Genomic DNA, 22,982 nt, shown 5'->3' with positions numbered 1-22,982 from the left:
TCCAGAGCAGTTGCCCTGTTGAGGGCATTATTTACCCTTTTGTACGCGGCTTTACGCGGCCTCCACGAGGTCGCGCAATGTTTTCCGGACAGATTCCTCGATTTGTTGGCTCGCGCCAGCAATCACATCAACGCCCGGGCTTCAATTGGACGCACAGCAGAAATGTTTTGCGACAGCCTCTGAAGGGCGAGGTTTGACGCGCATCCGATCAACAGCGCGATCGACAGCGGAACCAACGGTTACGCCTTCTCGGATACCACGATCCCCACCACGGGCGAATGATGAATACCGTCGAGTGCAATCAGTCTATCGGCCACCATGGAGGCCACGAACGGTAAAGGCTCACCCGTCGTAGTGCCGTTCTCGATCGGTAACGCGGCCAACGCGATGGCGAGCGGCTACGCCGCCTATGACAACGTCGGCATGTAACTCACCAGCCTGCCCGCTTACGACGTCAGCAGCGACATCATGTTGTCAGAGGAAGGGTTCCTCTGGAGCCTGCCGTTCTTCTACGGCCGTAACGTGTACACCGTGCTCAACAACGCAAAGATCGGTTCGCAAACCGGTCCGTTCGTCGCGTTCTAGGTTCCGGACGTAATCCGCAACCCCAAAATAAGAGGCTGGCGCCGCAAGGCGGCCAGCCTCCTGTCATTGCAGTGGGCAAGTTCGCCCTCAGCACCGCGGGCGCCACATACCAAGCCGTCTCTCAACACCTCCCCCACCGCCGGGAAGATCTCCTCAATCTGCCCTTCGGGCTTTCAGTCCAGGCATCCGCACGCTCATGCACAAAGGCGCGGCGCAGATGCACCGTGGCCGCTCGCTGGCGGCTAAGGACGCTTCGTTGCAGCGCGGCACGCACCGCAACGAGGCGAGACGCCTCTGCTTGCACCAGTTTCGCGCTCATCGGGCATATCGCCACGCAATTACCCACGACAGCACGACCGCACCGCAGCGCGCGTCCCGCCCAATGGAGGTCAGATTTACCGCTTGGCATGTGCCTTGCAGTACTGGTCTGGCAGACCAATGCTGGACAGCCTTTGATGGCTGGAATCGACGCCCAAAAAACACTCTTCACTAATCACTAATGGCAAGGGGTAGGCAAATGAAACGTCGCAGTCTATTGAAGCTCGGGTCAATGTCTGGCGCGTTGGCGCTCGCCGGCCAGAGTCCGTTTGCGAATGCGCAATCCGACACCGGTCCGATCAAGGTCGGTATCTTGCACTCGCTATCCGGCACGATGGCGATTTCGGAGACCTCACTGAAAGACACCGCGTTGATGACCATCTCGGAAATCAACAAGAGCGGCGGCGTCAATGGCCGGCAGATCGAGGCGGTGGTGGTGGATCCGGCCTCGAACTGGCCGCTGTTCGCCGAGAAGGCACGCCAGCTCCTCACCCAGGACAAGTGCGCGGTCGTGTTCGGTTGCTGGACCTCGGTCTCGCGCAAGTCGGTGCTACCGGTGTTCGAGGAACTGAACGGCCTGCTCTTCTACCCTGTGCAGTATGAAGGCGAAGAAATGTCGCGCAACGTGTTCTACACGGGCGCAGCACCGAACCAGCAGGCGATTCCGGCGACCGAATATCTGATGAGCGCCGAAGGCGGCGGCGCTAAGCGTTTCTTCCTGCTCGGCACGGACTACGTCTATCCGCGTACGACGAACAAGATCCTGCGCGCGTTCCTGCAGTCGAAAGGCGTACAGGAAGCCGATATTCAGGAGGTCTACACGCCGTTCGGCCACAGCGATTATCAGACCATCGTCGCGAACATCAAGACCTTCTCGCAGGGCGGCAAGACTGCGGTAATCTCGACGGTCAACGGCGACTCGAATGTGCCGTTCTACAAGGAGCTCGGCAACCAAGGGCTCAAAGCGACCGACGTGCCGGTGGTGGCGTTCTCGGTCGGCGAGGAGGAACTGCGCGGCATCGACACCAAACCGCTGGTCGGCAACCTCGCGGCGTGGAACTACTTCATGTCGCTGCGTGACCCGGAAAACACCAAGTTCAAGGCGATGTTCGCCAAATGGGTGAAGGACAACAACCTGCCCGGCGGCGACAAGCGCGTGACGAACGATCCGATGGAAGCCACCTTCGTGGGTATTCACATGTGGAAGCAGGCGGCTGAAAAAGCCAAGAGCACGGATGTGGACAAGGTGCGCGTGGCGATGATCGGCCAGACCTTCAACGCCCCGTCGGGCTTCGTGCTGACGATGGATGGCAATCACCATCTGCACAAGCCGGTGATGATCGGCGAAGTGCGTGCCGACGGCCAGTTCAACGTAGTGTGGCGCACCAAGACGGCAATCCGTGCGCAACCGTGGAGCCCGTATATCGCCGGCAACCAGGGCAAACCTGATGTGGTCAGTTCGATCCCCGCGTTCCTGCGCCGTTCGCGGGTTGCCTGATGTGACGGCGGGCTCGCAGCGCACGCCCGCTCAAATCCAGTTGTGCCGGATATATCTGGCCAACTGGACGACGCACCCGTCTCTCTAGCGACTCGACGGCGCGGCATCTTCGGCGGGTTCGATGCCGCGCCGCCCTGCTGGTCAATCTTCAAAGGGCATCATGGCGTTTTCCATTCTGAGGCTCGCACGGCGCAGTATCGGTACGCTCGGTATCGCGCTCATCACCTTGGCGCCGCTGACAGCGTTCGCGCTGACTCCGGCCGACATCGCGCCGCTCGCCGCTGACGACTTCGACGCGAAATCCGCAGCGATCGACAAACTGATCGCCAATCACGATGCACCCTCCCAGGCACTGCTCAAGGCATTGTCCGAAGACAACGCGCTTACGACCGACTCCGGCGAAGTGCTGATCCAGGACGGTGACACAACCAAGGACGCCATCACCGGCAAAGCGGTCACCGCACCGGGTGCGCAACCGGTCACGCTGAACAATCTGCTGCGCTCGAAGGTCTCGGGCGCGCTATCTGGCTCGCAACTCGACTCTCCGGTTCTGGAAACGCGCCGCACGGCCATTAACGCGCTGCTGCAGAATCCCGATCCGTCGATGAAACCACTGATCGACGCGCAGCGCGCGAAGGAAACCGATCCGGATCTGAAGAAGAAACTCGACACGCTGTGGGCCATGACGGCGCTGCACAACAGCGATCCGGCCACGCGCCTCGAAGCTGTGCAGCTCGTGGCCGCGCGCCACGATCTCGACATGAACGAACTGCTGCGGCCGCTCGTCGCGAAGAAGCCAGACGGCACGTTTGTGGAGAGCGATGACAGGGTGCGTGCCGCTGCGCAGGCCGGCATTGACGAGCTCGACGCGATCCAGCGCCGCAGCGCAATTGCGGGCACGCTGTTCGCGGGTCTGTCGCTCGGCAGCGTATTGCTACTTGCTGCGCTGGGACTGGCCATCACATACGGCCTGATCGGCGTCATCAACATGGCGCACGGCGAATTCCTGATGATCGGCGCCTACGCGACGTACGTTGTGCAGAATCTATTCCAGCGCTACGCGCCTGGCGCGTTCGACTGGTATCCGCTGCTGGCGGTGCCCGCATCGTTCGTGGCTGCGGCGCTGGTGGGCATGGTGCTGGAGCGGCTAGTTTTGAAGCATCTATATGGACGTCCTCTCGAAACGCTGCTGACGACCTTCGGCATCAGCCTGATCCTGATCCAGGCGACCCGCATGATCTTCGGTGCGCAGAATGTGCAGGTGAGCAACCCGGCATGGATGAGCGGCGGCGTCACCGTGCTGCCGAGCCTGATCCTGCCGTACAACCGGCTGGCGATCCTGGCGTTTTCGCTGATCGTGGTCGGCATCGCGTGGGCTGTGCTGACAAAAACGCGCCTCGGCCTGTTCGTGCGCGCCGTGACGCAAAACCGCCGGATGGCGGCGTGCGTCGGCGTGCGAACTGCACGGGTCGATTCGTACGCCTTTGCATTCGGCGCGGGCATTGCGGGCCTGGGCGGCTGCGCGCTTTCGCAGATCGGCAACGTCGGTCCGGACCTGGGTCAGAGCTACATCATCGATTCGTTCATGGCTGTGGTGCTGGGCGGCGTCGGCCAACTGGCCGGTACGGTGATTGGCGGCTTCGGACTCGGGTTGATCAGCAAGGCCATCGAACCGTTCTGGGGCGCTGTGCTCGCGAAGATAGCGGTGCTCGTCCTGATCGTGCTGTTCATCCAGAAGCGGCCGCAGGGTATGTTTGCCCTGAAGGGCCGCAGCGCGGAGGCATGAGATGACATCGGCAACCTCCCCTGCTTCCGTCACATCGTCCGGCTCCGGCGCGCCGCCGGGTACCGAGCGCGCCGTGCAGTCCGGCTTCGCGCTGGGCTTGCCGCCGCGTCCTGCGCTGTTATCGCGGCCCGCGTGGATCGCGCTGATTGCGCTGATCATCGCGATCGGTCTGGGCGTGCCCCTCTCGGCGCTGGTGCTGCCAGAAACGAGTGCGTTCCACCTGTCCGCATACATGATGACGCTTACCGGCAAGTTCATGTGCTATGCGATTGGCGCGCTCGCACTGGACCTCGTATGGGGTTATTGCGGCATCCTGAGCTTGGGACATGCGCTGTTCTTTGCGCTCGGCGGCTACGCGATCGGCATGTACCTGATGCGCTCGATCGGACACGAGGGCGTCTACCAGAGCGATCTGCCGGACTTCATGGTGTTCCTCAACTGGCACGCGCTGCCGTGGTACTGGGAAGGCACGCAGCATCTCTGGTATGCGTTGCTGCTGGTGATGCTGGTGCCGGCGGTGATTGCGTGGGTGTTCGGCTTCTTCACGTTCCGCTCGAGGGTGAAGGGCGTGTACCTGTCGATCATCACACAGGCCATGACGTTCGCCGCGATGCTGCTGTTTTACCGCAATGAAACTGGCTTCGGCGGCAACAACGGCTTTACGGATTTCAAGCGGATTGGCGGCTTTCCGATTACGCATCCGGGTACGCGCACAGCGCTCTTTCTGATTACGTTTGCGGTGCTGGTGCTGGCATTCCTCGGTGCTCGAGCAATCGTCACTTCGAAGCTCGGACGCGTCGTCACAGCGGTACGCGATGGCGAAACGCGGCTGATGTTCCTCGGCTATAGCCCGTTGGGCTACAAGCTGTTTATCTGGACGGTGTCCGCGATCTTGTGCGGAATCGCCGGGGCGCTGTATGTGCCGCAGGTGGGCATAATCAATCCGGGCGAGATGTCGCCGGGCAACTCGATCGAAATGGCGATCTGGGTGGCGGTGGGCGGGCGCGGCACGTTGATTGGACCGATCATTGGTGCATTTGCGGTGAATGGCGCGAAGAGCTTTTTCACGGCAAACTTCCCTGAATACTGGCTGTTCTTTCTTGGCTTGATCTTCGTGCTGGTGCCGTTGCTGCTGCCGCAAGGCATCATGGGCCTGATCGAGCTGGTATGGCGCAAGAGGAACCGCTCATGAACGAGAACCCGATGGTGCCTGACCTGGCTTTACCGGAAGACCCTGCTGAACGCTCGCTGAGCGGCGTAGCGGATTTCGGGCGCGTAGTAACGCCGGGCGAGATTGATGTGTCGCACGGGACGATTCTGTATCTAGAGGATGTGACGGTTAGCTTCGATGGGTTTCGGGCGTTGAATGCTTTGACGTTGTCGATTGATGTGGGCGAATTGCGCTGCATCATCGGGCCTAATGGCGCGGGCAAGACGACGATGATGGACGTGATTACCGGGAAGACTGAGCCGGATTCCGGCAAGGTGTTTCTGGGGCAGACGATTGATCTCACGCGGATGAACGAGCCTTCGATTGCGCGTGCGGGGATTGGGCGCAAGTTTCAGAAGCCGACGGTGTTTGAGCAGCATCCGGTTTGGGAGAATCTCGAACTGGCGATGAAGGCTGATAAGGGGTGGTGGGCTGCTTTGCGGGCGCGGCTTGATGGGGAGGCGCAAGCGCGGATAGAGGAGACTTTATCGCTGATTCGTCTTGAGAGTGAGGCCAGGCGGTTGGCTGGCGAACTTTCGCATGGACAGAAGCAGCGGCTCGAAATTGGCATGTTGTTGATGCAGCAGCCGGCGCTTCTTCTGCTTGATGAGCCTGCTGCTGGGATGACTGATGATGAGACTACGCAGTTGGCTGAGTTGCTTAATCACTTGCGTGGCACTTGCTCCATGATGGTTGTTGAGCATGATATGGAGTTTGTTGCTGCTCTTTCTGGTGACGCTGGGAAGGTCACCGTTATGGCTGAAGGTAGAGTTCTTGCCCATGGCACGCTCGATGAAGTTAAGCAGGATGAGACTGTTATTGAGTCTTATCTTGGGAGGTGATTTTTGCCTGCGGCGGGTCTCTTTGGTTGTTTGCTTAGGGTGTTGGCCTTTCCTTGTATTGTTATCGGTCTGGTCAGGTTTGGCTTTGGCCGTTTGCCTACGGCGTTGGCCTTTCCTTGATTTGATATTGGTCTATATCAGCTTCGCCCCTGTGCGGGGCGGCACCTACTTTCTTTGCCGCCGCAAAGAAAGTAGGCAAAGAAAGCGGGCTGCAACCGCCAGCCTGTGGGTGTCCGTCTCGTGTGTGAACCCGGAGTGGTGCGAAGACAAGATGTGTTCTCGCACCACACGCGTTAGCGACAAAGGGCTCATTCATCCCACTCCGCACTACGTGCGTCGCGGATGGGTATGCCCGGGAGGGCCGGGTGGGGCCAGTCACCGCATCCAGGAGGTGTTATGTCCTTCGGCGGGGCGCGCAGCGCGACGCTGGAGCGGATGATGGCTTTGTCACGAACGTGGGTGGTGCGAGAGCGGGTCTCGTGTTGGGCCGTTCCCGGTCGAAGACCGAGATGGCTCACTACAGGCTGGCGGTTGCAGCCCGCTTTCTTTGCTTACTTTCTTTGCGGCGGCAAAGAACGTAAGTGCTGCCCCGCACAGGGGCGAAGCTGATAGACCGATAACAAAGCAAGGAAAGGCCAACGCCATAGGCAAACCACACAAACCAAGCCGCCGCATGCAAAAACCGTACGTAAGTACAAAAAGCAAGAGGACAACAGTAATGCTAGAAGTAGACGACCTAAACCAGTACTACGGCGGCAGCCACATCCTCCGAGACGTGAAGCTGACAGTGCCGGACGGCAAACTAACCGTACTATTGGGCCGCAATGGCGTAGGCAAAACAACCCTGCTCCGTTGCCTCATGGGCGTAGTCCCAACAAAAAGCGGCGCAATCTCCTGGCGCGGCACGCCACTAACAAAACTCCCCACCTATGCCCGCGTAGCAAAAGGCCTGGCCTACGTCCCGCAAGGCCGCGATATCTTCCCGCGCCTCACGGTAGAAGAAAACCTCATGGTCGGCGCCGCCAGCAAAAAAGCCCCTTCCAAAATCCCCGATCGCATCTACGAACTCTTCCCAGTCCTAAAGGACATGCGCAGCCGCCGCGGCGGCGATCTGTCCGGCGGACAACAGCAACAACTCGCCATCGGACGCGCCCTCATGAGCGAGCCCCAACTGCTCATCCTCGATGAACCCACCGAAGGTATTCAGCCCTCCATCATCCAGGACATCGGCCGCACGCTCCGTCAACTCGTCGAAGAAATGGGACTCACCGTCCTCCTCGTCGAACAGTACTACGACTTCGCCAAAGCTATCGCAGATCGCTACTGGGTCATGAGCCGCGGCGAAATCGTCGCCGGCGGTGAAGGCGCCAATATGGACGCCGATGGAGTACGCGCCCTCATTGCAGTGTGACAGCGGCGGCGCCGCTTCACTCATCCGCGCCACGCGAATCGAACATCAGCCGGGTCCGACAAGGCGCACATGCTATCCTCGCCGCATCCCGTCGGTGTGCTCGTCGCTGCATGTCAGGTCGAGGTCATCCACGATCTTCCGCATTCGAGCGCCCTTTAGACTGCCGTCACGCACCGTCCTATTACGTCTACCCGCATGTCGCTTCATGAAAACCATGCCGCGCTGGCCACGGCGCACACCGCCGCGCACGGCGCGTGGCGCGCCCGACTCGAGCTCGGCTTTGCGAAGTACGGTGAACGCACGACGCTCGCGCATCGTCTGCACGACGGCCCGTTACGCGTTCAGCGCCCGCTCTATCCCGAAGGCCACGCCATCTGCCACGCGGTGATCGTGCATCCGCCAGGTGGCATCGCCGGTGGCGATCAGCTTCATATCGACGTGTCGCTCGAAGCCGGTACGCATGCGGTGCTTACCACGCCCGGCGCCACCAAGTGGTACAAGTCGAACGATCGCGCAGCACGGCAGCAGATCGACGTGCGCGTCGGCGCCCACGCGAGGCTCGACTGGCTGCCGCAGAACAACATCGTGTTCGATCACGCCAACGCTACGCTCGACTTCACGCTGTCGATGGCCAAGGGCGCCACTGCGCTCGGTTGGGAAGCCACGCAACTGGGCCGCCAGGCAGCCGGCGAGCGCTGGTCGGCCGGTACGCTGCGCGCGGTCTCGCGGATCGTCGGTCCGGATGGACAATTGCGGTGGCTCGAACGGGCCAACCTCAGCGCAGCTGATCCGCTGCGCGACGCGCCCCAAGGTCTCGCCGGATTCCCTGCCTACGGCACGTTATGGGCGGTGGGGCCGGCCTGCGACGACGCGCTCGCAGAAAGGCTGACTGCCGGGCTCCCGTTCAACGAAGCCCTGCGCGCAGCCGCCTCGTGCGTCACGCCGGGCGTGATGCTGGTTCGTGCGGTCGCTCGCTCGATGGAGTCGCTGCAACGCACGCTAACCGGGTGCTGGCTCCAATTGCGCCCGATTGTGCACGGGGTCGAAGCGGTACCGCTGCGGATCTGGACGACCTGAGAAGCGGATTGAAGCACCGCATGCCGGCGGCGCCGGCGCCGCAATTCCGTGTCCCGCCCCGTTTGCCGTTTGCCGTTTGCCGCGCTCCATTACGCATTAGCCAATAGCCAGCAGCCGCGCCCGGCAAAGGCGCACCCACTGCCCCCACCGCGACGTCTCCTCGCCGCCCCAAAGCGAGCGCCCCGCACGGCACGGGCATTGTGCATTTGCGGTGCCGCCGTTGCACGGCAAGCGGGTGCGAGGACGACAATGGTGAACCGTACCGGGGCGCACGACGTGCGCTCGCGGGATGAATAAGCCCTTTGTCACGAAGGCGTGTGGTGCGAGAGCCCATCTCGTCTCGGACCACTCCGGGTTAGCTCAAAGAGGCGGACACCTACAAGCTGGCGGTGTGAAGCCCGCTTTCTTTGCTTACCTTCTTTGCGGCGGCAAAGAAAGTGAGTGCCGCCCCGCACAGGGGCGAAGCAAATAGACCGATAGCAACACAAGGAAAGGCCAACACCGCAAGAACACCAACCAAACCCAAGCCGCCACAGGCAAAAAACCGCAAACCCCAAGCACCAACCTAGCGCACACAACACCCCACCCTGGTGCAAACCCTCCGCCAAGCCTTAACAGAAACGCCCGCACCACCATGGCACACACCTTGCTCCAAAAAACCACTACGCCTCCACCGCACCAAAGACAGCAGCCGCACCCAGCTCCGCCCCCCACCGCTAACAAATAAACATGACCCAACAGTCTCCCCGTCCCGCGCGCCGCGCCTGGCTAGCCGCCCTGCTACTCTCGCCAGTCCTGGCACTGGCCACCCCCACAGCCCACGCCGACGCCCTCGACACCATCACCAAAGCCGGCGTGCTAAAAGTCGCGGTCCCCGAGGACTACCCACCCTTCGGCTCAGTCGGCCCAGACATGCAACCACAAGGCTATGACATCGATACCGCCGCGCTGCTCGCCAAGTCGATGAACGTCAAGCTGCAACTCGTGCCCGTCAACAGCGCGAACCGCATCTCCTACCTGCAGACCAACAAGGTTGATCTGGTGATCTCGTCGCTCGGAAAGACGCCTGACCGCGAGAAAGTGATCGACTTCTCGACCGCCTACGCTCCCTACTATCAGGGCGTATTCGGCCCCGCCGACATCAAGGTGAGCGGCCCGGCCGACCTCACCGGCAAGACGGTCGGCGCAACACGCGGCGCGCTCGAAGAAATCGCCCTCACGCAGATGGCGCCGAACGCCACCATCAAGCGCTTCGAAGACAACAACGCCACCATCGCCGCATTCCTGTCCGGCCAGGTGCAACTGATCGCCGCCGGCAATATCGTGGCCGCCGCCATCAATGCGAAGAATCCGCCGCGCCGCCCAGAACCTAAGTTCGTTATAAAGGATTCGCCATGTTTCGTCGGCATGAACAAGAATGAAAGCCGGCTGATGGAGAAGGTCAACACCGCCATTGCACAGGCGAAGGCGGATGGCACGCTCAACACGATGTCGAAGAAGTGGTTCGGTGCGCCGCTGCCCGCCACGATGTAAACAGATCGTTAGTTTATCTATATATCTTTGTAAGCTGTTCTGGCGTTAAGCTTGTCGCGGTTTGTCGCATGCCCGCACGCGTTTTTCAAGCGGGCTTGATGATGCGCTCCTCCAATGCCATTCGACGTCTGTCCCAACTGGGACGGGCGTAACCCAACCCAACATCCGATGAAGCTGACACCCCGCGAGAAGGACAAGCTGCTGATCTTCACCGCTGCGTTACTGGCCGAGCGCCGTCGCGCGCGTGGCCTGAAACTCAACTATCCGGAGGCGATCGCATTCATTACGGCGGCGCTGATGGAAGCGGCACGCGACGGCAAGACGGTCGCCGAAGTGATGCACTACGGCACCACGCTGCTCACACGCGACGACGTCATGGAAGGCGTGCCGGAAATGATTCCGGACATTCAGGTGGAAGCCACCTTCCCCGACGGCACGAAACTCGTGACCGTCCACCATCCGATTCCTTGACCCCGCCCCGGAGCCCCTGATGATTCCCGGCGAAATTCTCACCGACGACGGCGAGCACCAACTCAACGCGGGCCGCGCAACGGTCACGCTCACCGTGTCGAACACCGGCGACCGTCCGGTGCAAATTGGTTCGCACTACCACTTTTATGAAGTGAATCCGGCACTGTCGTTCGTTCGCGAAGCGGCGCGCGGCTTCCGGCTGAATATCGCGGCGGGCACCGCCGTGCGTTTCGAGCCCGGCCAGGAACGCACGGTCGAACTGGTCGAACTGGCGGGCAACCGCGTCGTCTACGGCTTTAACGGCAAGGTCATGGGACCGCTCTGACGCGTGGCATGAGCCCCGTCATCGAAGATTGCGAACACCCGCCCTGCCACTTTCCGGATTTACCACCATGACCTTACGCATTGGCCGCCGCGCATACGCGGAAATGTTCGGCCCCACGACCGGCGATCGCGTGCGACTCGCCGATACCGACTTGCTGATCGAAATCGAACGCGACTTCACGACCTACGGCGAAGAAGTGAAATTCGGCGGCGGCAAGGTGATTCGCGACGGCATGGGCCAGTCGCAGCGCGTGCACGCCGACGTCGTGGATACGGTCGTCACCAACGCCGTGATTCTCGATCACTGGGGTATCGTCAAGGCCGACATCGGCATCAAGAACGGCCGCATTGCAGCCATTGGCAAAGCAGGCAATCCGGACATTCAACCGGGCGTGACGATTGCAATTGGTGCGGCCACCGAAGTAATCGCCGGCGAAGGGTTGATCGTGACGGCGGGCGGCATCGATACGCACATCCATTTCATCAGTCCGCAGCAGATCGACGAAGCCCTCACGAGCGGCGTGACGACGATGATCGGCGGCGGCACAGGTCCCGCGACCGGCACCAATGCCACCACATGCACGCCAGGACCGTGGCATCTCGAACGCATGCTACAAGCCGCCGATGGCTATCCGATGAATATCGGCTTTCTCGGCAAGGGCAACGTGAGCCTGCCCGATCCGGCCACCGAGCAGATCGCCGCAGGCGCGATCGGCCTGAAGCTGCATGAAGACTGGGGCTCGACGCCGGCGGCGATCGACAACTGTCTTTCTGTTGCCGACGACACCGACACCCAGGTCGCGATCCACACGGATACGCTCAACGAAGCCGGCTTCGTCGAAGCGACAGTGGCCGCCTTCAAGGGCCGCACGATCCACACGTATCACACGGAAGGCGCGGGCGGCGGCCACGCCCCGGACATCATCAAGGTCTGCGGGGAGGCGAACGTGCTGCCCTCTTCGACCAATCCGACCCGGCCGTACACGATCAACACGCTCGAAGAACACCTCGACATGCTGATGGTGTGCCACCACCTGGACCCGTCGATCGCGGAAGACATCGCGTTTGCCGAGTCTCGGATTCGCCGCGAAACCATCGCTGCCGAAGATATCCTGCACGACCTTGGCGCGCTGTCGATGCTGTCGTCCGACTCGCAAGCCATGGGACGTGTGGGCGAAGTGATCATCCGCACGTGGCAGACCGCGCACAAGATGAAGGTGCAACGCGGCGCATTGCCCGAAGACAATGCGCGGGCCGACAACTTCCGCGCCAAGCGCTACGTCGCGAAGTACACGATCAATCCGGCCATCACGCATGGCATCTCGCACGAAGTCGGCTCGATCGAACCCGGCAAGTGGGCTGACCTGGTGTTCTGGGAGCCCGCGTTTTTCGGCATCAAGCCGTCGCTGATCCTCAAGGGCGGCATGATCGCGATGGCGCAGATGGGCGATCCGAACGCCTCCATCCCGACGCCGCAACCGGTCCACTATCGCGAGATGTTCGCCACGCGTGGCGGCGCTTTGGCACGCACCTCGCTAACCTTCGTGTCGCAGATGAGTGCGGATGCGGGCATTGCCGAGCGATACGGCTTGACCAAGGGTATCGTGCCGGTGAAGAACTGCCGCAACATCAGCAAGGCGGACATGATCCACAACGCGTGGCGCCCGGCAATCAGCGTCGATCCGGAAACTTACCAGGTGATCGCGGACGGCCAGTTGCTGACCTGCGAACCGGCCACCGTGCTGCCGATGGCGCAACGCTACTTTCTGTTCTAAACCATGCGCACTATCGACAAACTGATTGACCCGAACATCAAGCTCGCTGCCGTGCTGGTGAAGCGTGCACCGACGCTCACGCTTGATTTCGATGCGCGCCGCAAGAGCCGCCTGGCAGCGACGCTCGATAACGGTGAAGAAGTTGCACTGGTGTTGCCGCGCGGCACGGTACTGCGCGACGGCGACGTGCTGGTGGCGCAGGATGGCGCGCTGGTGCGGGTGGTCGCGGCGGCCGAAGCGGTGTTGATGGTCACCGCGCGGGACGGGCTGACGCTCACGCGGGCGGCTTATCACCTTGGCAATCGGCACACGCCGGTTGAGGTGGGCGCGGATTATCTGAAGCTCGAATACGATCCGGTGCTTGCCGACATGCTCAAGCGGATCGGCGCGATGGTCGAGCAGGTGACGCTGCCGTTTCAGCCGGAGTCTGGGGCTTATGGTGGTGGGCATAAGCACGGGCACGATGAGACGTTTGCTGAAGACTATGCATTAGCGCAGCAGGTTTATGGTGAGCATCATGGGCATGATCATGGTGGCGGGCATGACCACGCACACGATCATGGCCGTGGGCACGACCACGGTCACGAGGGCCATAGTCACTCGCATGACCATGGACACGATCACGGACATGCTCACGATCACGGCACTGCTCACGGACACGACCACAGCGACTGCGACGCGTCCTGCGACCACGCCCACGACGCTTCCAAACATGCGCATCGCTGAACTCACGGCCTTGCTGCATCTCGCGTCGCCGGCTTTGCCGATCGGCGCGTTCAGCTATTCGCAGGGCCTGGAAGCGGCGATCGAAGCGCAATTGATCACCGACGCCGACAGCGCTCGCGACTGGATCGCCAGCGGCCTCGCCGACGTCCTCGCGCTCGGCGAGTTGCCGTTTCTCGCGCATCAGATCGAACGCTGGCAAGCCCATGACGCAGCGGGCCTCGCGCTCGCCAATAGCGAATTCCTCGCGAGCCGCGAATCCGCCGAACTGCGCCGCGAAACGGAGCAGATGGGCTGGTCGCTGCGGCAGTTGTGCGTCTCGCTCGAATGGGGCGACGCCGAGCGACGCGCCACGCTGACGGAAATGACGCCTCTGGCACAACCCACAGCCTTCGCATTCGCCGCCTTCGCCCACGACGTTTCTCCAGACGCCGCACTCGCGGCCTACGCATTCAGTTGGGTCGAAAACCAGGCAGCAGCGGCGCTAAAAGCTGTCCCGCTCGGACAACTCGCGGGACAACGCATCATCGTCGCCCTGCGCGCGCCCATCGACGCCGCCGTCCAACGCGCGCTCGCCACCGTCCCTGATGACATCAACACCTTCGCGCCGCAACTGGGCATCCTGTCGGCGCGCCACGAGTCGCAGTATTCGCGGCTCTTTCGCTCATAACCGAATCGATCATGAACGCACCTCAGCACCACACCGCTCATCGCACCAAGAAACTGCCGCCGCTGCGCGTGGGCGTCGGCGGGCCGGTCGGCTCCGGCAAGACCACGCTGCTCGAAATGCTCTGCAAGGCGATGCGCGACCGCTACGACCTCGTCGCCATCACCAACGATATCTACACGAAGGAAGACCAGCGCCTGCTGACGGTAGCGGGCGCGTTGCCGGCCGAACGGATCATGGGCGTGGAAACGGGCGGCTGCCCGCACACCGCGATCCGCGAAGATGCCTCGATCAATCTGGAAGCGGTCGACCGCATGCTGACGCGCTTCCCCGATGCGGACATCGTCTTCATCGAATCGGGTGGCGACAACCTGGCGGCGACCTTCAGCCCGGAACTGTCGGACCTGACGATCTATGTGATCGACGTGGCCGGCGGCGAGAAGATTCCGCGCAAAGGTGGCCCGGGGATTACGAAGTCGGACATCCTGGTGATCAACAAGACGGACCTCGCGCCGATGGTCGGCGCGAATCTCGACGTGATGGCATCGGACGCGAAGAAGATGCGCGGCGAACGGCCGTTCGTGATGTGCAACCTGAAGACACTCGACGGGTTGGATGAGGTGATCGCGTTTATCGAGAAGAAGGGGTTGCTGACGGTTTAATGCGCATGCTTGCGTTGAAACGCATCGCGCCTTATCAAGTCTCCGGATGGCATTCCGCCAGGAATGTCATCATCTCGGTCGCGTCCTTGGACGTAGAGAAACCCACCATCTTTTCGTTGAAATCGCCAGCGCGCTGTGCCGGAACGCTAATGGCATCGATGCCGTTCGACATCAACACACCGTTCATCATGAAGCGGGACGTGCGCTCGTTACCGTCAAAGAAGAATTGCTGCAGCGCGCCGAAGAGAAAGAAGGCGCAGCCTCGCTCGAACGCATTGTCGACATGCTCGGTGAGCGCACGTGTGCCAGCAGCAAAAACGCGGCTCAGTTCGGGCGCGCCGGCAATGGTAGGCAACGGCGTGTAACGCCCCTTCTCCCCCAATGCCACGTCCGGCGTGTAGTGCGTTTCTTCGCCCTCACCACGGAACACGCCCCATTCTAGCGCCTCGTTCCGCGCAACGATGCGGTGGAGATCGCAGAACGTCACCTTGTCTAGCGCGAACCGCTCTCGCTGAACAAGCGAAAGTAGATACTTCGAGCTGTCCGCGAGATTCAGGATCTGCTCCTGATCCGATATCTTCCGACCACCGACGGTCACACCATCCAGAAGCGTCTTCACTTCAGGAAACGTGAACGGATTACCTTCGAGTACGCTCGCGTCCCACACGAACTCCGGCAGCATCCTATGGAAGCGAAAGCAAACTCGTTTAATCGAATGGGTTGGCAGATCTTTTGGGATCGCAGAGCGGTCCCAGTGGAAGCCAAGGTCGGTAAAGACTGTCATAAGTGGATCATCGAGAAAGCATTGGGCGGCGCGTAAAGGTGAGCGTCAATACCCGGTGTTCGCAGGATATACGATTTATCGCCGCACAAATCGACCTGGCAGACCAAGGACCCGCTGCGCGTCACTCTGGCGAATCCGGCAACAACGCCATCAAAACATCCACCGTCCGCGCCGTCGCCCCGCGATGGCGCGCCGCGAACGCGGAAGCCGCACCACCCATCGCTGTGCGCCGCGCCTTATCGTTGAACAGTTCCCGCAGCGCCCGCGCCAGATCCGCCGGATCCTGCACCTGCACCGCAGCCCCCGCCGCGACCGCATCCGCCGTCGCCTGCGTAAAGTTGAACACGTGCGGCCCGATCAGCACCGGCACCCCAACCGCACATGCTTCGATCAAATTCTGTCCGCCCAGCGGCAACAGGCTGCCGCCGATAAACGCCAGATCCGACGCCGCATAGTAAGCGCCCAACTCGCCCATCGAATCTCCAAGCAGCACAGTCACATTCGCCGGCAACGGCCGCGCGCCGCTGTGCGCCAACGCTGCCGCCGCACCCGGCGCCCACGTCGAACGACGCTCATGGCGCAACCCCGCCTTCTCAACCAGCGCTGCCACCTCGTTAAACCGCTGCGGGTGACGCGGCACCAGAATCAACAGTGCGTCCTCGACGCCCAGCGCCGCAAACGCCTGCAGCACCAGTTCTTCCTCGCCTTCGCGCGTGCTCGCCGCCACCCACACCGGCCGGTTGCCGATCGCCGCACGCCACGCATGGCCGCGCGCCGCCAGTTCAGGCGGCGTGCTCATATCGAACTTCAGATTGCCGAGCACCGCCACGTTACGCGCGCCCAGCGCCGTCAAACGCTCTGCGTCAGACGGACTCTGCGCCAACACGCGAGAGAACCCACCGAACACCTCGCGCGCACCCGTGCCAAACTTCGCGGCCCGCTTGAACGAGCGCGCCGACATCCGCGCGTTGGTGAGTACCAGCGGCACGTCGGCGCGACGGCACTCATCGATGAGCGTCGGCCACACTTCGGTTTCCATCACTAGCCCGAGCGACGGCCGCCACGCACGCAGGAAACGCCGCACGGCATGCGGCATGTCGTACGGCACATAGCTTCGCATCACGCGGTCGCCGAAAATCTGCTCGCCGGTGGCGCGCCCGCTCGGCGTCATGTGCGTCAGCAGAATGCGCGCATCGGGGCGCGCTTTCATCAGCGCCTCAATCAGCGGCTGCGCGGCGCGCGTCTCGCCCACCGACACCGCATGCACCCAGATCAACGGCGCATCGTCCTCCGGCAACCGTCCGCGTGCATGGCCGAAACGCTCGCCGATATGCTCCCGATAGCCGCGCTCCTTGCGCGAACGGACCAACAGACGCAGCACCGCGAGCGGCGCCACGATCCACCAGAGCGCGTTATAGATGACCCTTAGCATCCGCACTCCGCGCTCACGTCCGCATTGTTGTTGAAATTGGCGCGGTCTCGCGCAAAGCCGGCGGCGCTCAAACCAGCGCCCTGCCCTTGAGGCGTTCGAGGATGCCAAGCGGCGCGCACTCGGGCTGCGCCATTGACTTGACCGGCAGGAAAAAGGTCTGCTCCATCATGAACTGGCCGGACATGACGGCATGCGAAGTCTGGTCGGAGAAACACACCCACACGCAGCCCGGCGGAAACGGCATGATCTCCTGCGGGCTCGACTTCTGATACTCGAGATCGGCCTTCATGCCGTCGTGCAGATTCAGCATCAGGTGGTCGTATTCGCTGCGCGGCGATTTGGTCACGTGCAGCAGGTTCAGCAGCCAGGCCGAGCCGGGCATCTGTGGCTTGATACGCGGCAGAAAGCGTTTAGCCATGTCTTCGAACGGCTCGCCCACCCGCCACACGCGCGGCGTGCCTTGCGGATTCACATTGGTGAAGACGCGCAGGATGCGCTCGCCGTAGTTCGGGCGCGACGGGAAGGCGTCCACGTGCAGACGGCTATCGTCCTTGCGCCACGAAGTCTGACGGGTTTCGACCTGATGCAGCCGCAGACTCGTCGGCGCGACGCGCAGCTTGCCGTCGTACTCGGGGAAGAGGCCATCCACCAGCGCGCGGGCATTGGCCTGATAACGCGCAATCAACGCGCGCACGGCCGATTGCGTCACGGCGTCGCCCACCACGCCATGCAGCGCGCCACCGTTCGGTTCGAGACTGATGTTCTTGCGGTTCGGATCGGCCAGCGCCGGGTCGAGCAGCGCCTGCTCGCCACCTTCGATGGCAAAGCGGAGATTGGGAAAATACAGCACCTTGCCGCGTTCGACGCCGGCCAGCAGCGTCTCGCGCGGCACAGACAGGTTGTGTCCGTGCCAGTCAGCGCTTGCAACTTCGATGATCTGGGTTTCGTTCATAGTCGCCCTTGAAAGCGGATGGAGCGCAATTCTGGTGGCCGCCAGTGGTCGGTCTTCCGCAGCCGGTCGTCGGTCGTCGGATACCCGCCGTCACGTTACAGCAACCCAAAACCGGTCAGCGCGGCCTTCACCTGCTGCAATGTCGGCGGTTGGCCGGCGGTGCCGAGATTGACGACATTCGGCGACCAGTAGCCGCCGGTGCGCCACGCGGTCGCGAAATTGTACAACTCGACCGTGGGCCGCTTCAGCGCAGCCGCAATATGAACTAGACCTGTATCAACCCCGACCGTGGCCGCAGCGCCTTCGATCAGCCCCACCACCGCCGGTAGCGACAGCCGCGGCGGCACGATCGCCGCGGCGCCAAACTCCTTGGCGAGCCGCTCGCTGGTCACGCGCTCGGCGTCGCTACCCCAAGGCAGCACGATCGATGCCCCGCGCAATACCAGCGACTGGCCCAGCTCGATCCACGCGGCGTCGGGCCATTGCTTGTCGGCCCGCGAGGTGGCGTGAACGAACACCACGTACGGCACCGGCAGGTTCAGATTCGCCTCGGACAAGGCCAGCGCAGCGCGCCCCGTATCGAGGCCGAAATCGATGTCGTCAGTGGGTTGGGGCTTGGGGTCGTCCAAGGCGGCGGCGACCAATTGACGCGTGCGTTCCACGACGTGAGTGCGCGGCTCGATTGGCACGCGCTTGTCGTAGAAGAAGCGCACGGGCCATTCGTAGCCCGCCCCGTCGGTGCGGTTGCCGAGGCCCACCACCGGCCCGCGGGCCATGCTGGCGACCCATGCGGTCTTGATGAGCCCTTGGCAATCGATCACGAGGTCGTACTTCTCGGCGGCGAGCGCGCGGCGAAACGCGCCGATCTCACGCCAGTTCTCAAGCGAGAAGAGCCGCTTGCGCCAGCGCCGCAGCGACACCGGAATCGCCCGGCGCACGCCGCTCACGAGCTGCACCAGCCCGACGAAGCTCTCTTCGACGAGCCAGTCGATCTGCGCATCGGGATGCCGGCGGCGAATGTCCGCGATTACCGGCATGTTGTGAACGACGTCGCCCAGCGACGACACCCTCACGATCAGTATCTTTTGCACGCTCAAGTGGGGATCGCCGGCAATCCGGCGATAAGATGCGTTGAAAGGACGGCAATTTTAGCGCGTCGCGTGCAAAAGCCATGAAAAAACGCGGCGCGGTAAGTGGATACCGCGCCGCACGGGCAACGATCCGGCCTCTCTCGCATGGCCGTGCCGCTGGCCGGGGCCGGCATTCCGCCCGACCGTGTTGACTACACGGCTTCCTGTGCGGCTTCCGGTGCGGTGGGGCTCACGTCAGCGAAGGTCTCCCCGCCTGCGCACACGTGCGGAAACCGGCACCGTGCGGCTGCGGCAAAACGGTCCGCTTCCTCCATCCACTGCGCCGAGGTGATACGCGGCAGGTCGAGCGGATCGATCACCTGGGCGACCCTCTCCCGGATCGCGATGAATTTGCGCTGCCGCAGGACTTTATGCATCAGCGCGCCAAAGTGGCCTTCGTCCGGCTCCGCATGCCGCACTTCGTCCAGCCTGGCCTGAAAATCGGTTTTGCCGTGCAGCAACTCGCCAAGCGACACACCATCGCGCTGCGCTTGCAGGAGCACGTCCGTATCACGCAGGATCGCAGCAGCGTGCCCGTGGTCCAGCCCGTGCTGGTCACAAAATTTCGCGACAAGCGGGTATGCCACATCTCCTGCCTGATACCGTTCAGCAACACGGATGAAACGGATCTGCGTGGGGTCCATCCCGGCGTCCACCATTGCATTTGCCATCTGGAAGGTTGTGCGCTGCGAGTCGTCGTCCGGCGTGGTGCTCAGCACACACATCTGGTAGTCTGCAGCCGTTCCGGGACAGTCCTTCAGCAACCGGAGGAAGGCAGGCCAGCTTTCCCTGGCGACGTCCAGCACCGCGCGGGACGCACTCGTCGCGGCGATGTGGGCACTTTCGATGCTGTCGGCGCGATAGGTCCGCGTGCCTGGCGGGGAGTCGGCATGCACCTGCCGTGCGACACGCAGGATCTCGCCGCCCATTTGCGACTGGACCAGCGGCGCGCCGAGGGCTTGCTCGGGTTTGTGCGACGTACGAAGGTAGACAACCGTTTTGCGGGTCATGCTGTTTCTCCAGGTTGGTGTTGCGCTTCTTGGGTGAAATCCTGGCAGGCCTGCGCCATGCGCAGGCCGCGCGTCGTGCTACATTGCGAATCAAGCGTTCCCTGTCAGGCTTGCGGGCGCTTTCGCCTTTTTGGTACCAGCATGAACTGGTATTTGCCTGTCGGGCTGTTGGCAATGCGTACCCGCCGCCGCGGCGCGACGAGTTCCGCGAGGCGCGCGGGCTTCCAGCCCGAACGCAGAAGGATCATGCGCATACCCGCGATCATCAGATGCAGTTCGCTGTCGGGCATGCCACGGTCCTCACAGGCACTGACAAAGCGCGCGAAACTCGCCTGGGGCACCTGTTCGAGACGCGCCGGCAACGTCCCGTACTGCTCCTTCAGATAGCCCTGAAAAATCATCCAGAGTGGCATGATCGCGACGCGTACCGCGGCCCCTCCCTGGATCGTGTCAAAGGTTGCGGCGGCTTCCTGCGCCAGCGCGGTCTCATCCATGCTGCTTCTCCTCGGTTGTGCGCGCACGCCTGTCGTGCGGCGCGGTTACAGACAAAAGGGTGCGCGCCGTGGTGCTCGCACCCGCCAGGTTAGACGCCACGTTTGCCCTCGCCGGCCCGCTGGTTGCGGATATGGGTTCGCCAGTAGGCCCGTGCCCCCTTTTCCTTGATCCGCGGCGGCGCACGGAAACGTTCGTCCCTCTTCAGTTCCTCTGGAATGCTAATCAACTGTCCGTTCTTCAGAATCCGTGCAAAGCGTGGCAGCACGCTCAGAAGGTATGTGCGCAGGGTGAACCGTGCCCGTGTCAGTGGACCGTGACCCAGGACTGCCGCGACCCCGAGCAGCACCTCACACTCGTCCACGCCCCGCTCGATCTCCGAGGTTGCCAGCTCACAGGCATAGAGGTACCGCAGGCTGTGTCCGGAAATCTCCCCCTTCAGACCCACCGCCCGGTACCTCGCAGCGAGGCTGTGTTTTGCACTCTCCAGGTTTTTCCGCCGCCCCTCGATGAGGCGCCCGTCGTGCGCGCGGCAGTAGGCAACGGCCTGCTGGAGTATGGCGACGGTCTCGGTGCGCCGGTGTTCCAGGATCCGGAACCGCCGACGCCGCCCCCCCTTGCCCCCGCTGCGAAGCGGCAGCGCGTGTGCGCCGTCCAGCAGCAGGCGCAGCCAGCGGTCCAGGTCACACGCGCTGCGCAGCACCTCGATGCGCCGCAGTCCCAGAAGTTCCTGCAGACGGAGCAGCAGATAAAAGCCCTCGTGCATGGCCCTCGCAAGCCTGTATGCCTTCTCAAGCTCCTTGCGGGTGGGTGGCCGTTTCTTGCCATCCCTGCAACGCCTCGTGAGACCAAACAACTTGTTGGTGATCTGGTCGACATTGCGCCCCGAGCGCCACAGGGTGACGCGCAGTTCGGTCGAACGGTTTCTCGTCGTGGAGGGCGCGAGGCCCCGGGCCTCACAGTGATGCAGATAAAGCTCGACCGATGCGACCGTCACGTCCTGGATGCGGCGCGTCAGCATCCCATGCTGGGCCAGGAAGCGGACAAATTCGACCCAGACATCCCTCGTGTTTCTCCAGCTTTCAAAGGCACCCTGCGGCCCGCGTCGTGCCTCACAGGCCTGATGCACCAGCTTGCCTTTCCTGCTCATTTCAAATTTCCCTTGTGTGAGACAACGGGCTGCATTCGCCGACCTGATTGCGTCGGTCCCGGCGATTTTTCACTCCAGGGTCCTGGTGCGCGCCCCCATCGGGGAGCGCGTCGGGCCGAATCGCCATTGGCCCATCTGTGGGCCGGCACGCGTCGCCGAAGTCCAGCGGCTCGCGAACGGAGATAAGACATCGCACCTGGTGGTGCGCAGAAAGCACAGCAAGGCATCATGCAGCCCATCGTTAGTCGAACAGGACAGGTGGTTGCCCACCCGTCAGGTTGACGCGGCGCCCCGGAGTTGCGCCAGGCATGGCGCATCGGCATCCCTCCCGGGGAGGGAACACCGAGAGATTCAGGTCCCCAGGGCGCCACAGAAAAGGGAACGGGAATCTGGAAATTCGTTGCGGCCCGCGACGCCGGAAGGTCGCGCGCGGGATAAAGGCATCGGTTAAGCTAAAGGAACCGGGCTTGCCGGCTGGACATCTGGACGCCTGGGGTTCAGTTCATGGGAGCCGCGGGGAATGCCGGAAACGGCACGCGACTAGCACGCGCACGCTGGACGCGTGGGTGCATGGATGGGTTCATTGAGCGCCTGGGGGTAGACGCGTTTGACGACTGTAAGAGCGCGCGAGGAGCACGTGTGATAGTGCGGCGAAGCGCCGAACAGGATCGGCGCAACGTTGCCGCTCTTGCTCGCTGCACGCAGCCGGATTGATGGATGATGCGGGCGCGGCCCAAGACAACGCCGGTAGGCATTGCGGCCGCCCTGACTTCTTTACCCTGCTGAGGGCAATATCCGGACGAAGAACCGCCCAAGGGCTGCGGCGCTCACGTGCGTGTGCGCCGGGACCATTTCTGGAACCAGATGGATTTGCGGTTTGATAGCCATGGCATCATCGATGCGCCTGTCAGCACATCGGTTATTCACTCCTTGGACTGGCGCCCTTGAAGTGTCAATACCCGAATGAGCGGGTTCCTCGCGTAAAGGCGAAGTCCGTCAATCACCGGGCTGCCTGCTGCTCTGTTAATGCCAGGTCGCAAGGACCTGGAGTGTCACGCTCATGCCCAGATGGGCGGGTAAAACTGTATCTGCCGGAAGTGTCAATACCCGAATGAGCGGGTTCCTCGCGTAAGGGCGAAGTCCGTCAATC

The 22,982-nt window shown here is 62.4% G+C and carries 22 protein-coding genes; 15 read left to right on the top strand and 7 right to left on the bottom strand.

The annotated features are described in order from the left end of the window. From P3T40_RS37645 to ureG, 15 genes are all read left to right on the top strand, one after another. On the top strand, nucleotides 1–183 hold a 183-nt coding region (locus tag P3T40_RS37645; RefSeq protein WP_429272774.1), incomplete at its 5' end, for a hypothetical protein. Nucleotides 184–468: 285 nt separating this feature from the next. After that, entirely contained in the window at nucleotides 469–585 is a 117-nt protein-coding gene (locus P3T40_RS37640; RefSeq protein ID WP_429272773.1) for a DUF3443 family protein, read from the top strand. Between the two features lie 517 nt (nucleotides 586–1,102). Further along, entirely contained in the window at nucleotides 1,103–2,401 is a 1,299-nt protein-coding gene (urtA, locus tag P3T40_RS37635) for an urea ABC transporter substrate-binding protein (protein WP_429272772.1), read from the top strand. Between the two features lie 160 nt (nucleotides 2,402–2,561). Then, on the top strand, nucleotides 2,562–4,187 hold the full coding sequence (urtB, locus tag P3T40_RS37630; protein ID WP_429272771.1) for an urea ABC transporter permease subunit UrtB: 1,626 nt from the start codon (nucleotides 2,562–2,564) through the stop codon (nucleotides 4,185–4,187). Between the two features lies 1 nt (nucleotide 4,188). Then, nucleotides 4,189–5,379 carry an urea ABC transporter permease subunit UrtC gene (urtC, locus tag P3T40_RS37625; protein ID WP_429272770.1) on the top strand — a complete coding sequence of 397 codons (1,191 nt, stop codon included), beginning with the start codon at nucleotides 4,189–4,191 and terminating at the stop codon, nucleotides 5,377–5,379. Beyond that, nucleotides 5,376–6,239 (top strand): urea ABC transporter ATP-binding protein UrtD, encoded by an 864-nt coding sequence (gene urtD, locus P3T40_RS37620; protein WP_429272769.1) that lies wholly within the window; start codon nucleotides 5,376–5,378, stop codon nucleotides 6,237–6,239. The genes urtC and urtD overlap by 4 nt, the downstream gene beginning before the upstream one ends. Before the next feature lie 718 nt (nucleotides 6,240–6,957). Next, nucleotides 6,958–7,650 carry an urea ABC transporter ATP-binding subunit UrtE gene (gene urtE / locus P3T40_RS37615; RefSeq protein ID WP_429272768.1) on the top strand — a complete coding sequence of 231 codons (693 nt, stop codon included), beginning with the start codon at nucleotides 6,958–6,960 and terminating at the stop codon, nucleotides 7,648–7,650. 195 nt (nucleotides 7,651–7,845) lie between these two features. Next, nucleotides 7,846–8,727 (top strand): urease accessory protein UreD, encoded by an 882-nt coding sequence (locus tag P3T40_RS37610; protein ID WP_429272767.1) that lies wholly within the window; start codon nucleotides 7,846–7,848, stop codon nucleotides 8,725–8,727. Nucleotides 8,728–9,456: 729 nt separating this feature from the next. Then, nucleotides 9,457–10,260: a transporter substrate-binding domain-containing protein gene (locus P3T40_RS37605; RefSeq protein WP_429272766.1), complete on the top strand. Its 804-nt coding sequence runs from the start codon at nucleotides 9,457–9,459 to the stop codon at nucleotides 10,258–10,260. Between the two features lie 168 nt (nucleotides 10,261–10,428). Continuing rightward, a complete protein-coding gene (ureA, locus tag P3T40_RS37600) occupies nucleotides 10,429–10,731 on the top strand; it encodes an urease subunit gamma (protein ID WP_011487082.1) in 303 nt (100 codons plus the stop codon). Nucleotides 10,732–10,750: 19 nt separating this feature from the next. After that, nucleotides 10,751–11,056 carry an urease subunit beta gene (locus P3T40_RS37595; protein ID WP_429272765.1) on the top strand — a complete coding sequence of 102 codons (306 nt, stop codon included), beginning with the start codon at nucleotides 10,751–10,753 and terminating at the stop codon, nucleotides 11,054–11,056. Nucleotides 11,057–11,123: 67 nt separating this feature from the next. After that, a complete protein-coding gene (gene ureC, locus P3T40_RS37590; protein ID WP_429272764.1) occupies nucleotides 11,124–12,830 on the top strand; it encodes an urease subunit alpha in 1,707 nt (568 codons plus the stop codon). A 3-nt stretch (nucleotides 12,831–12,833) separates the two neighbouring features. Then, nucleotides 12,834–13,556 (top strand): urease accessory protein UreE, encoded by a 723-nt coding sequence (gene ureE, locus P3T40_RS37585; RefSeq protein WP_429272763.1) that lies wholly within the window; start codon nucleotides 12,834–12,836, stop codon nucleotides 13,554–13,556. Then, a complete protein-coding gene (locus tag P3T40_RS37580; protein WP_429272775.1) occupies nucleotides 13,543–14,223 on the top strand; it encodes an urease accessory protein UreF in 681 nt (226 codons plus the stop codon). Before ureE ends, P3T40_RS37580 begins: the two co-directional genes overlap by 14 nt. Before the next feature lie 11 nt (nucleotides 14,224–14,234). Beyond that, the gene (gene ureG, locus P3T40_RS37575; RefSeq protein WP_429272762.1) at nucleotides 14,235–14,882 is read left to right on the top strand and encodes an urease accessory protein UreG; all 648 of its coding nucleotides are present in this window, start codon (nucleotides 14,235–14,237) and stop codon (nucleotides 14,880–14,882) included. A 34-nt stretch (nucleotides 14,883–14,916) separates the two neighbouring features. On the opposite strand, the gene P3T40_RS37570 is transcribed toward ureG, so the two are convergent. The 7 genes from P3T40_RS37570 to P3T40_RS37540 form a co-directional block, all read right to left on the bottom strand. Continuing rightward, nucleotides 14,917–15,666, bottom strand: a complete 750-nt coding sequence (locus P3T40_RS37570) for a Fic family protein (protein WP_429272761.1) — start codon at nucleotides 15,664–15,666, stop codon at nucleotides 14,917–14,919. 121 nt (nucleotides 15,667–15,787) lie between these two features. Then, nucleotides 15,788–17,098 (bottom strand): lipid IV(A) 3-deoxy-D-manno-octulosonic acid transferase, encoded by a 1,311-nt coding sequence (gene waaA / locus P3T40_RS37565; RefSeq protein WP_429272760.1) that lies wholly within the window; start codon nucleotides 17,096–17,098, stop codon nucleotides 15,788–15,790. A 67-nt stretch (nucleotides 17,099–17,165) separates the two neighbouring features. Continuing rightward, nucleotides 17,166–18,050: a Kdo hydroxylase family protein gene (locus tag P3T40_RS37560; protein ID WP_429272759.1), complete on the bottom strand. Its 885-nt coding sequence runs from the start codon at nucleotides 18,048–18,050 to the stop codon at nucleotides 17,166–17,168. Between the two features lie 95 nt (nucleotides 18,051–18,145). Next, a complete protein-coding gene (gene waaC, locus P3T40_RS37555; protein ID WP_429272758.1) occupies nucleotides 18,146–19,147 on the bottom strand; it encodes a lipopolysaccharide heptosyltransferase I in 1,002 nt (333 codons plus the stop codon). A 185-nt stretch (nucleotides 19,148–19,332) separates the two neighbouring features. Beyond that, nucleotides 19,333–20,190, bottom strand: coding sequence for a hypothetical protein (locus P3T40_RS37550; protein ID WP_429272757.1), 858 nt, complete (start codon nucleotides 20,188–20,190; stop codon nucleotides 19,333–19,335). Between the two features lie 104 nt (nucleotides 20,191–20,294). Then, a complete protein-coding gene (locus tag P3T40_RS37545) occupies nucleotides 20,295–20,684 on the bottom strand; it encodes a hypothetical protein (protein ID WP_429272756.1) in 390 nt (129 codons plus the stop codon). An 89-nt stretch (nucleotides 20,685–20,773) separates the two neighbouring features. Continuing rightward, a complete protein-coding gene (locus P3T40_RS37540; RefSeq protein ID WP_429272755.1) occupies nucleotides 20,774–21,832 on the bottom strand; it encodes an integrase domain-containing protein in 1,059 nt (352 codons plus the stop codon). Between the last annotated feature and the right edge of the window lie 1,150 nt (nucleotides 21,833–22,982).

It is taken from the genome of Paraburkholderia sp. EB58 (assembly GCF_050436665.1).
Taxonomy (GTDB): domain Bacteria; phylum Pseudomonadota; class Gammaproteobacteria; order Burkholderiales; family Burkholderiaceae; genus Paraburkholderia.
The sequence above is the reverse complement of the archived record's forward strand: the minus strand, read 5'-3'. Positions and strand labels throughout refer to the sequence as shown.

Coding starts and splice junctions, on each gene's coding strand:
- P3T40_RS37640 (WP_429272773.1), top strand. CDS start 469: ATGTTGTCAGAGGAAGGGTTCCTCTGGAGCCTGCCGTTCTTCTACGGC.
- urtA (WP_429272772.1), top strand. CDS start 1,103: ATGAAACGTCGCAGTCTATTGAAGCTCGGGTCAATGTCTGGCGCGTTG.
- urtB (WP_429272771.1), top strand. CDS start 2,562: ATGGCGTTTTCCATTCTGAGGCTCGCACGGCGCAGTATCGGTACGCTC.
- urtC (WP_429272770.1), top strand. CDS start 4,189: ATGACATCGGCAACCTCCCCTGCTTCCGTCACATCGTCCGGCTCCGGC.
- urtD (WP_429272769.1), top strand. CDS start 5,376: ATGAACGAGAACCCGATGGTGCCTGACCTGGCTTTACCGGAAGACCCT.
- urtE (WP_429272768.1), top strand. CDS start 6,958: ATGCTAGAAGTAGACGACCTAAACCAGTACTACGGCGGCAGCCACATC.
- P3T40_RS37610 (WP_429272767.1), top strand. CDS start 7,846: ATGTCGCTTCATGAAAACCATGCCGCGCTGGCCACGGCGCACACCGCC.
- P3T40_RS37605 (WP_429272766.1), top strand. CDS start 9,457: ATGACCCAACAGTCTCCCCGTCCCGCGCGCCGCGCCTGGCTAGCCGCC.
- ureA (WP_011487082.1), top strand. CDS start 10,429: ATGAAGCTGACACCCCGCGAGAAGGACAAGCTGCTGATCTTCACCGCT.
- P3T40_RS37595 (WP_429272765.1), top strand. CDS start 10,751: ATGATTCCCGGCGAAATTCTCACCGACGACGGCGAGCACCAACTCAAC.
- ureC (WP_429272764.1), top strand. CDS start 11,124: ATGACCTTACGCATTGGCCGCCGCGCATACGCGGAAATGTTCGGCCCC.
- ureE (WP_429272763.1), top strand. CDS start 12,834: ATGCGCACTATCGACAAACTGATTGACCCGAACATCAAGCTCGCTGCC.
- P3T40_RS37580 (WP_429272775.1), top strand. CDS start 13,543: ATGCGCATCGCTGAACTCACGGCCTTGCTGCATCTCGCGTCGCCGGCT.
- ureG (WP_429272762.1), top strand. CDS start 14,235: ATGAACGCACCTCAGCACCACACCGCTCATCGCACCAAGAAACTGCCG.
- P3T40_RS37570 (WP_429272761.1), bottom strand. CDS start 15,666: ATGACAGTCTTTACCGACCTTGGCTTCCACTGGGACCGCTCTGCGATC.
- waaA (WP_429272760.1), bottom strand. CDS start 17,098: ATGCTAAGGGTCATCTATAACGCGCTCTGGTGGATCGTGGCGCCGCTC.
- P3T40_RS37560 (WP_429272759.1), bottom strand. CDS start 18,050: ATGAACGAAACCCAGATCATCGAAGTTGCAAGCGCTGACTGGCACGGA.
- P3T40_RS37550 (WP_429272757.1), bottom strand. CDS start 20,190: ATGACCCGCAAAACGGTTGTCTACCTTCGTACGTCGCACAAACCCGAG.
- P3T40_RS37545 (WP_429272756.1), bottom strand. CDS start 20,684: ATGGATGAGACCGCGCTGGCGCAGGAAGCCGCCGCAACCTTTGACACG.
- P3T40_RS37540 (WP_429272755.1), bottom strand. CDS start 21,832: ATGAGCAGGAAAGGCAAGCTGGTGCATCAGGCCTGTGAGGCACGACGC.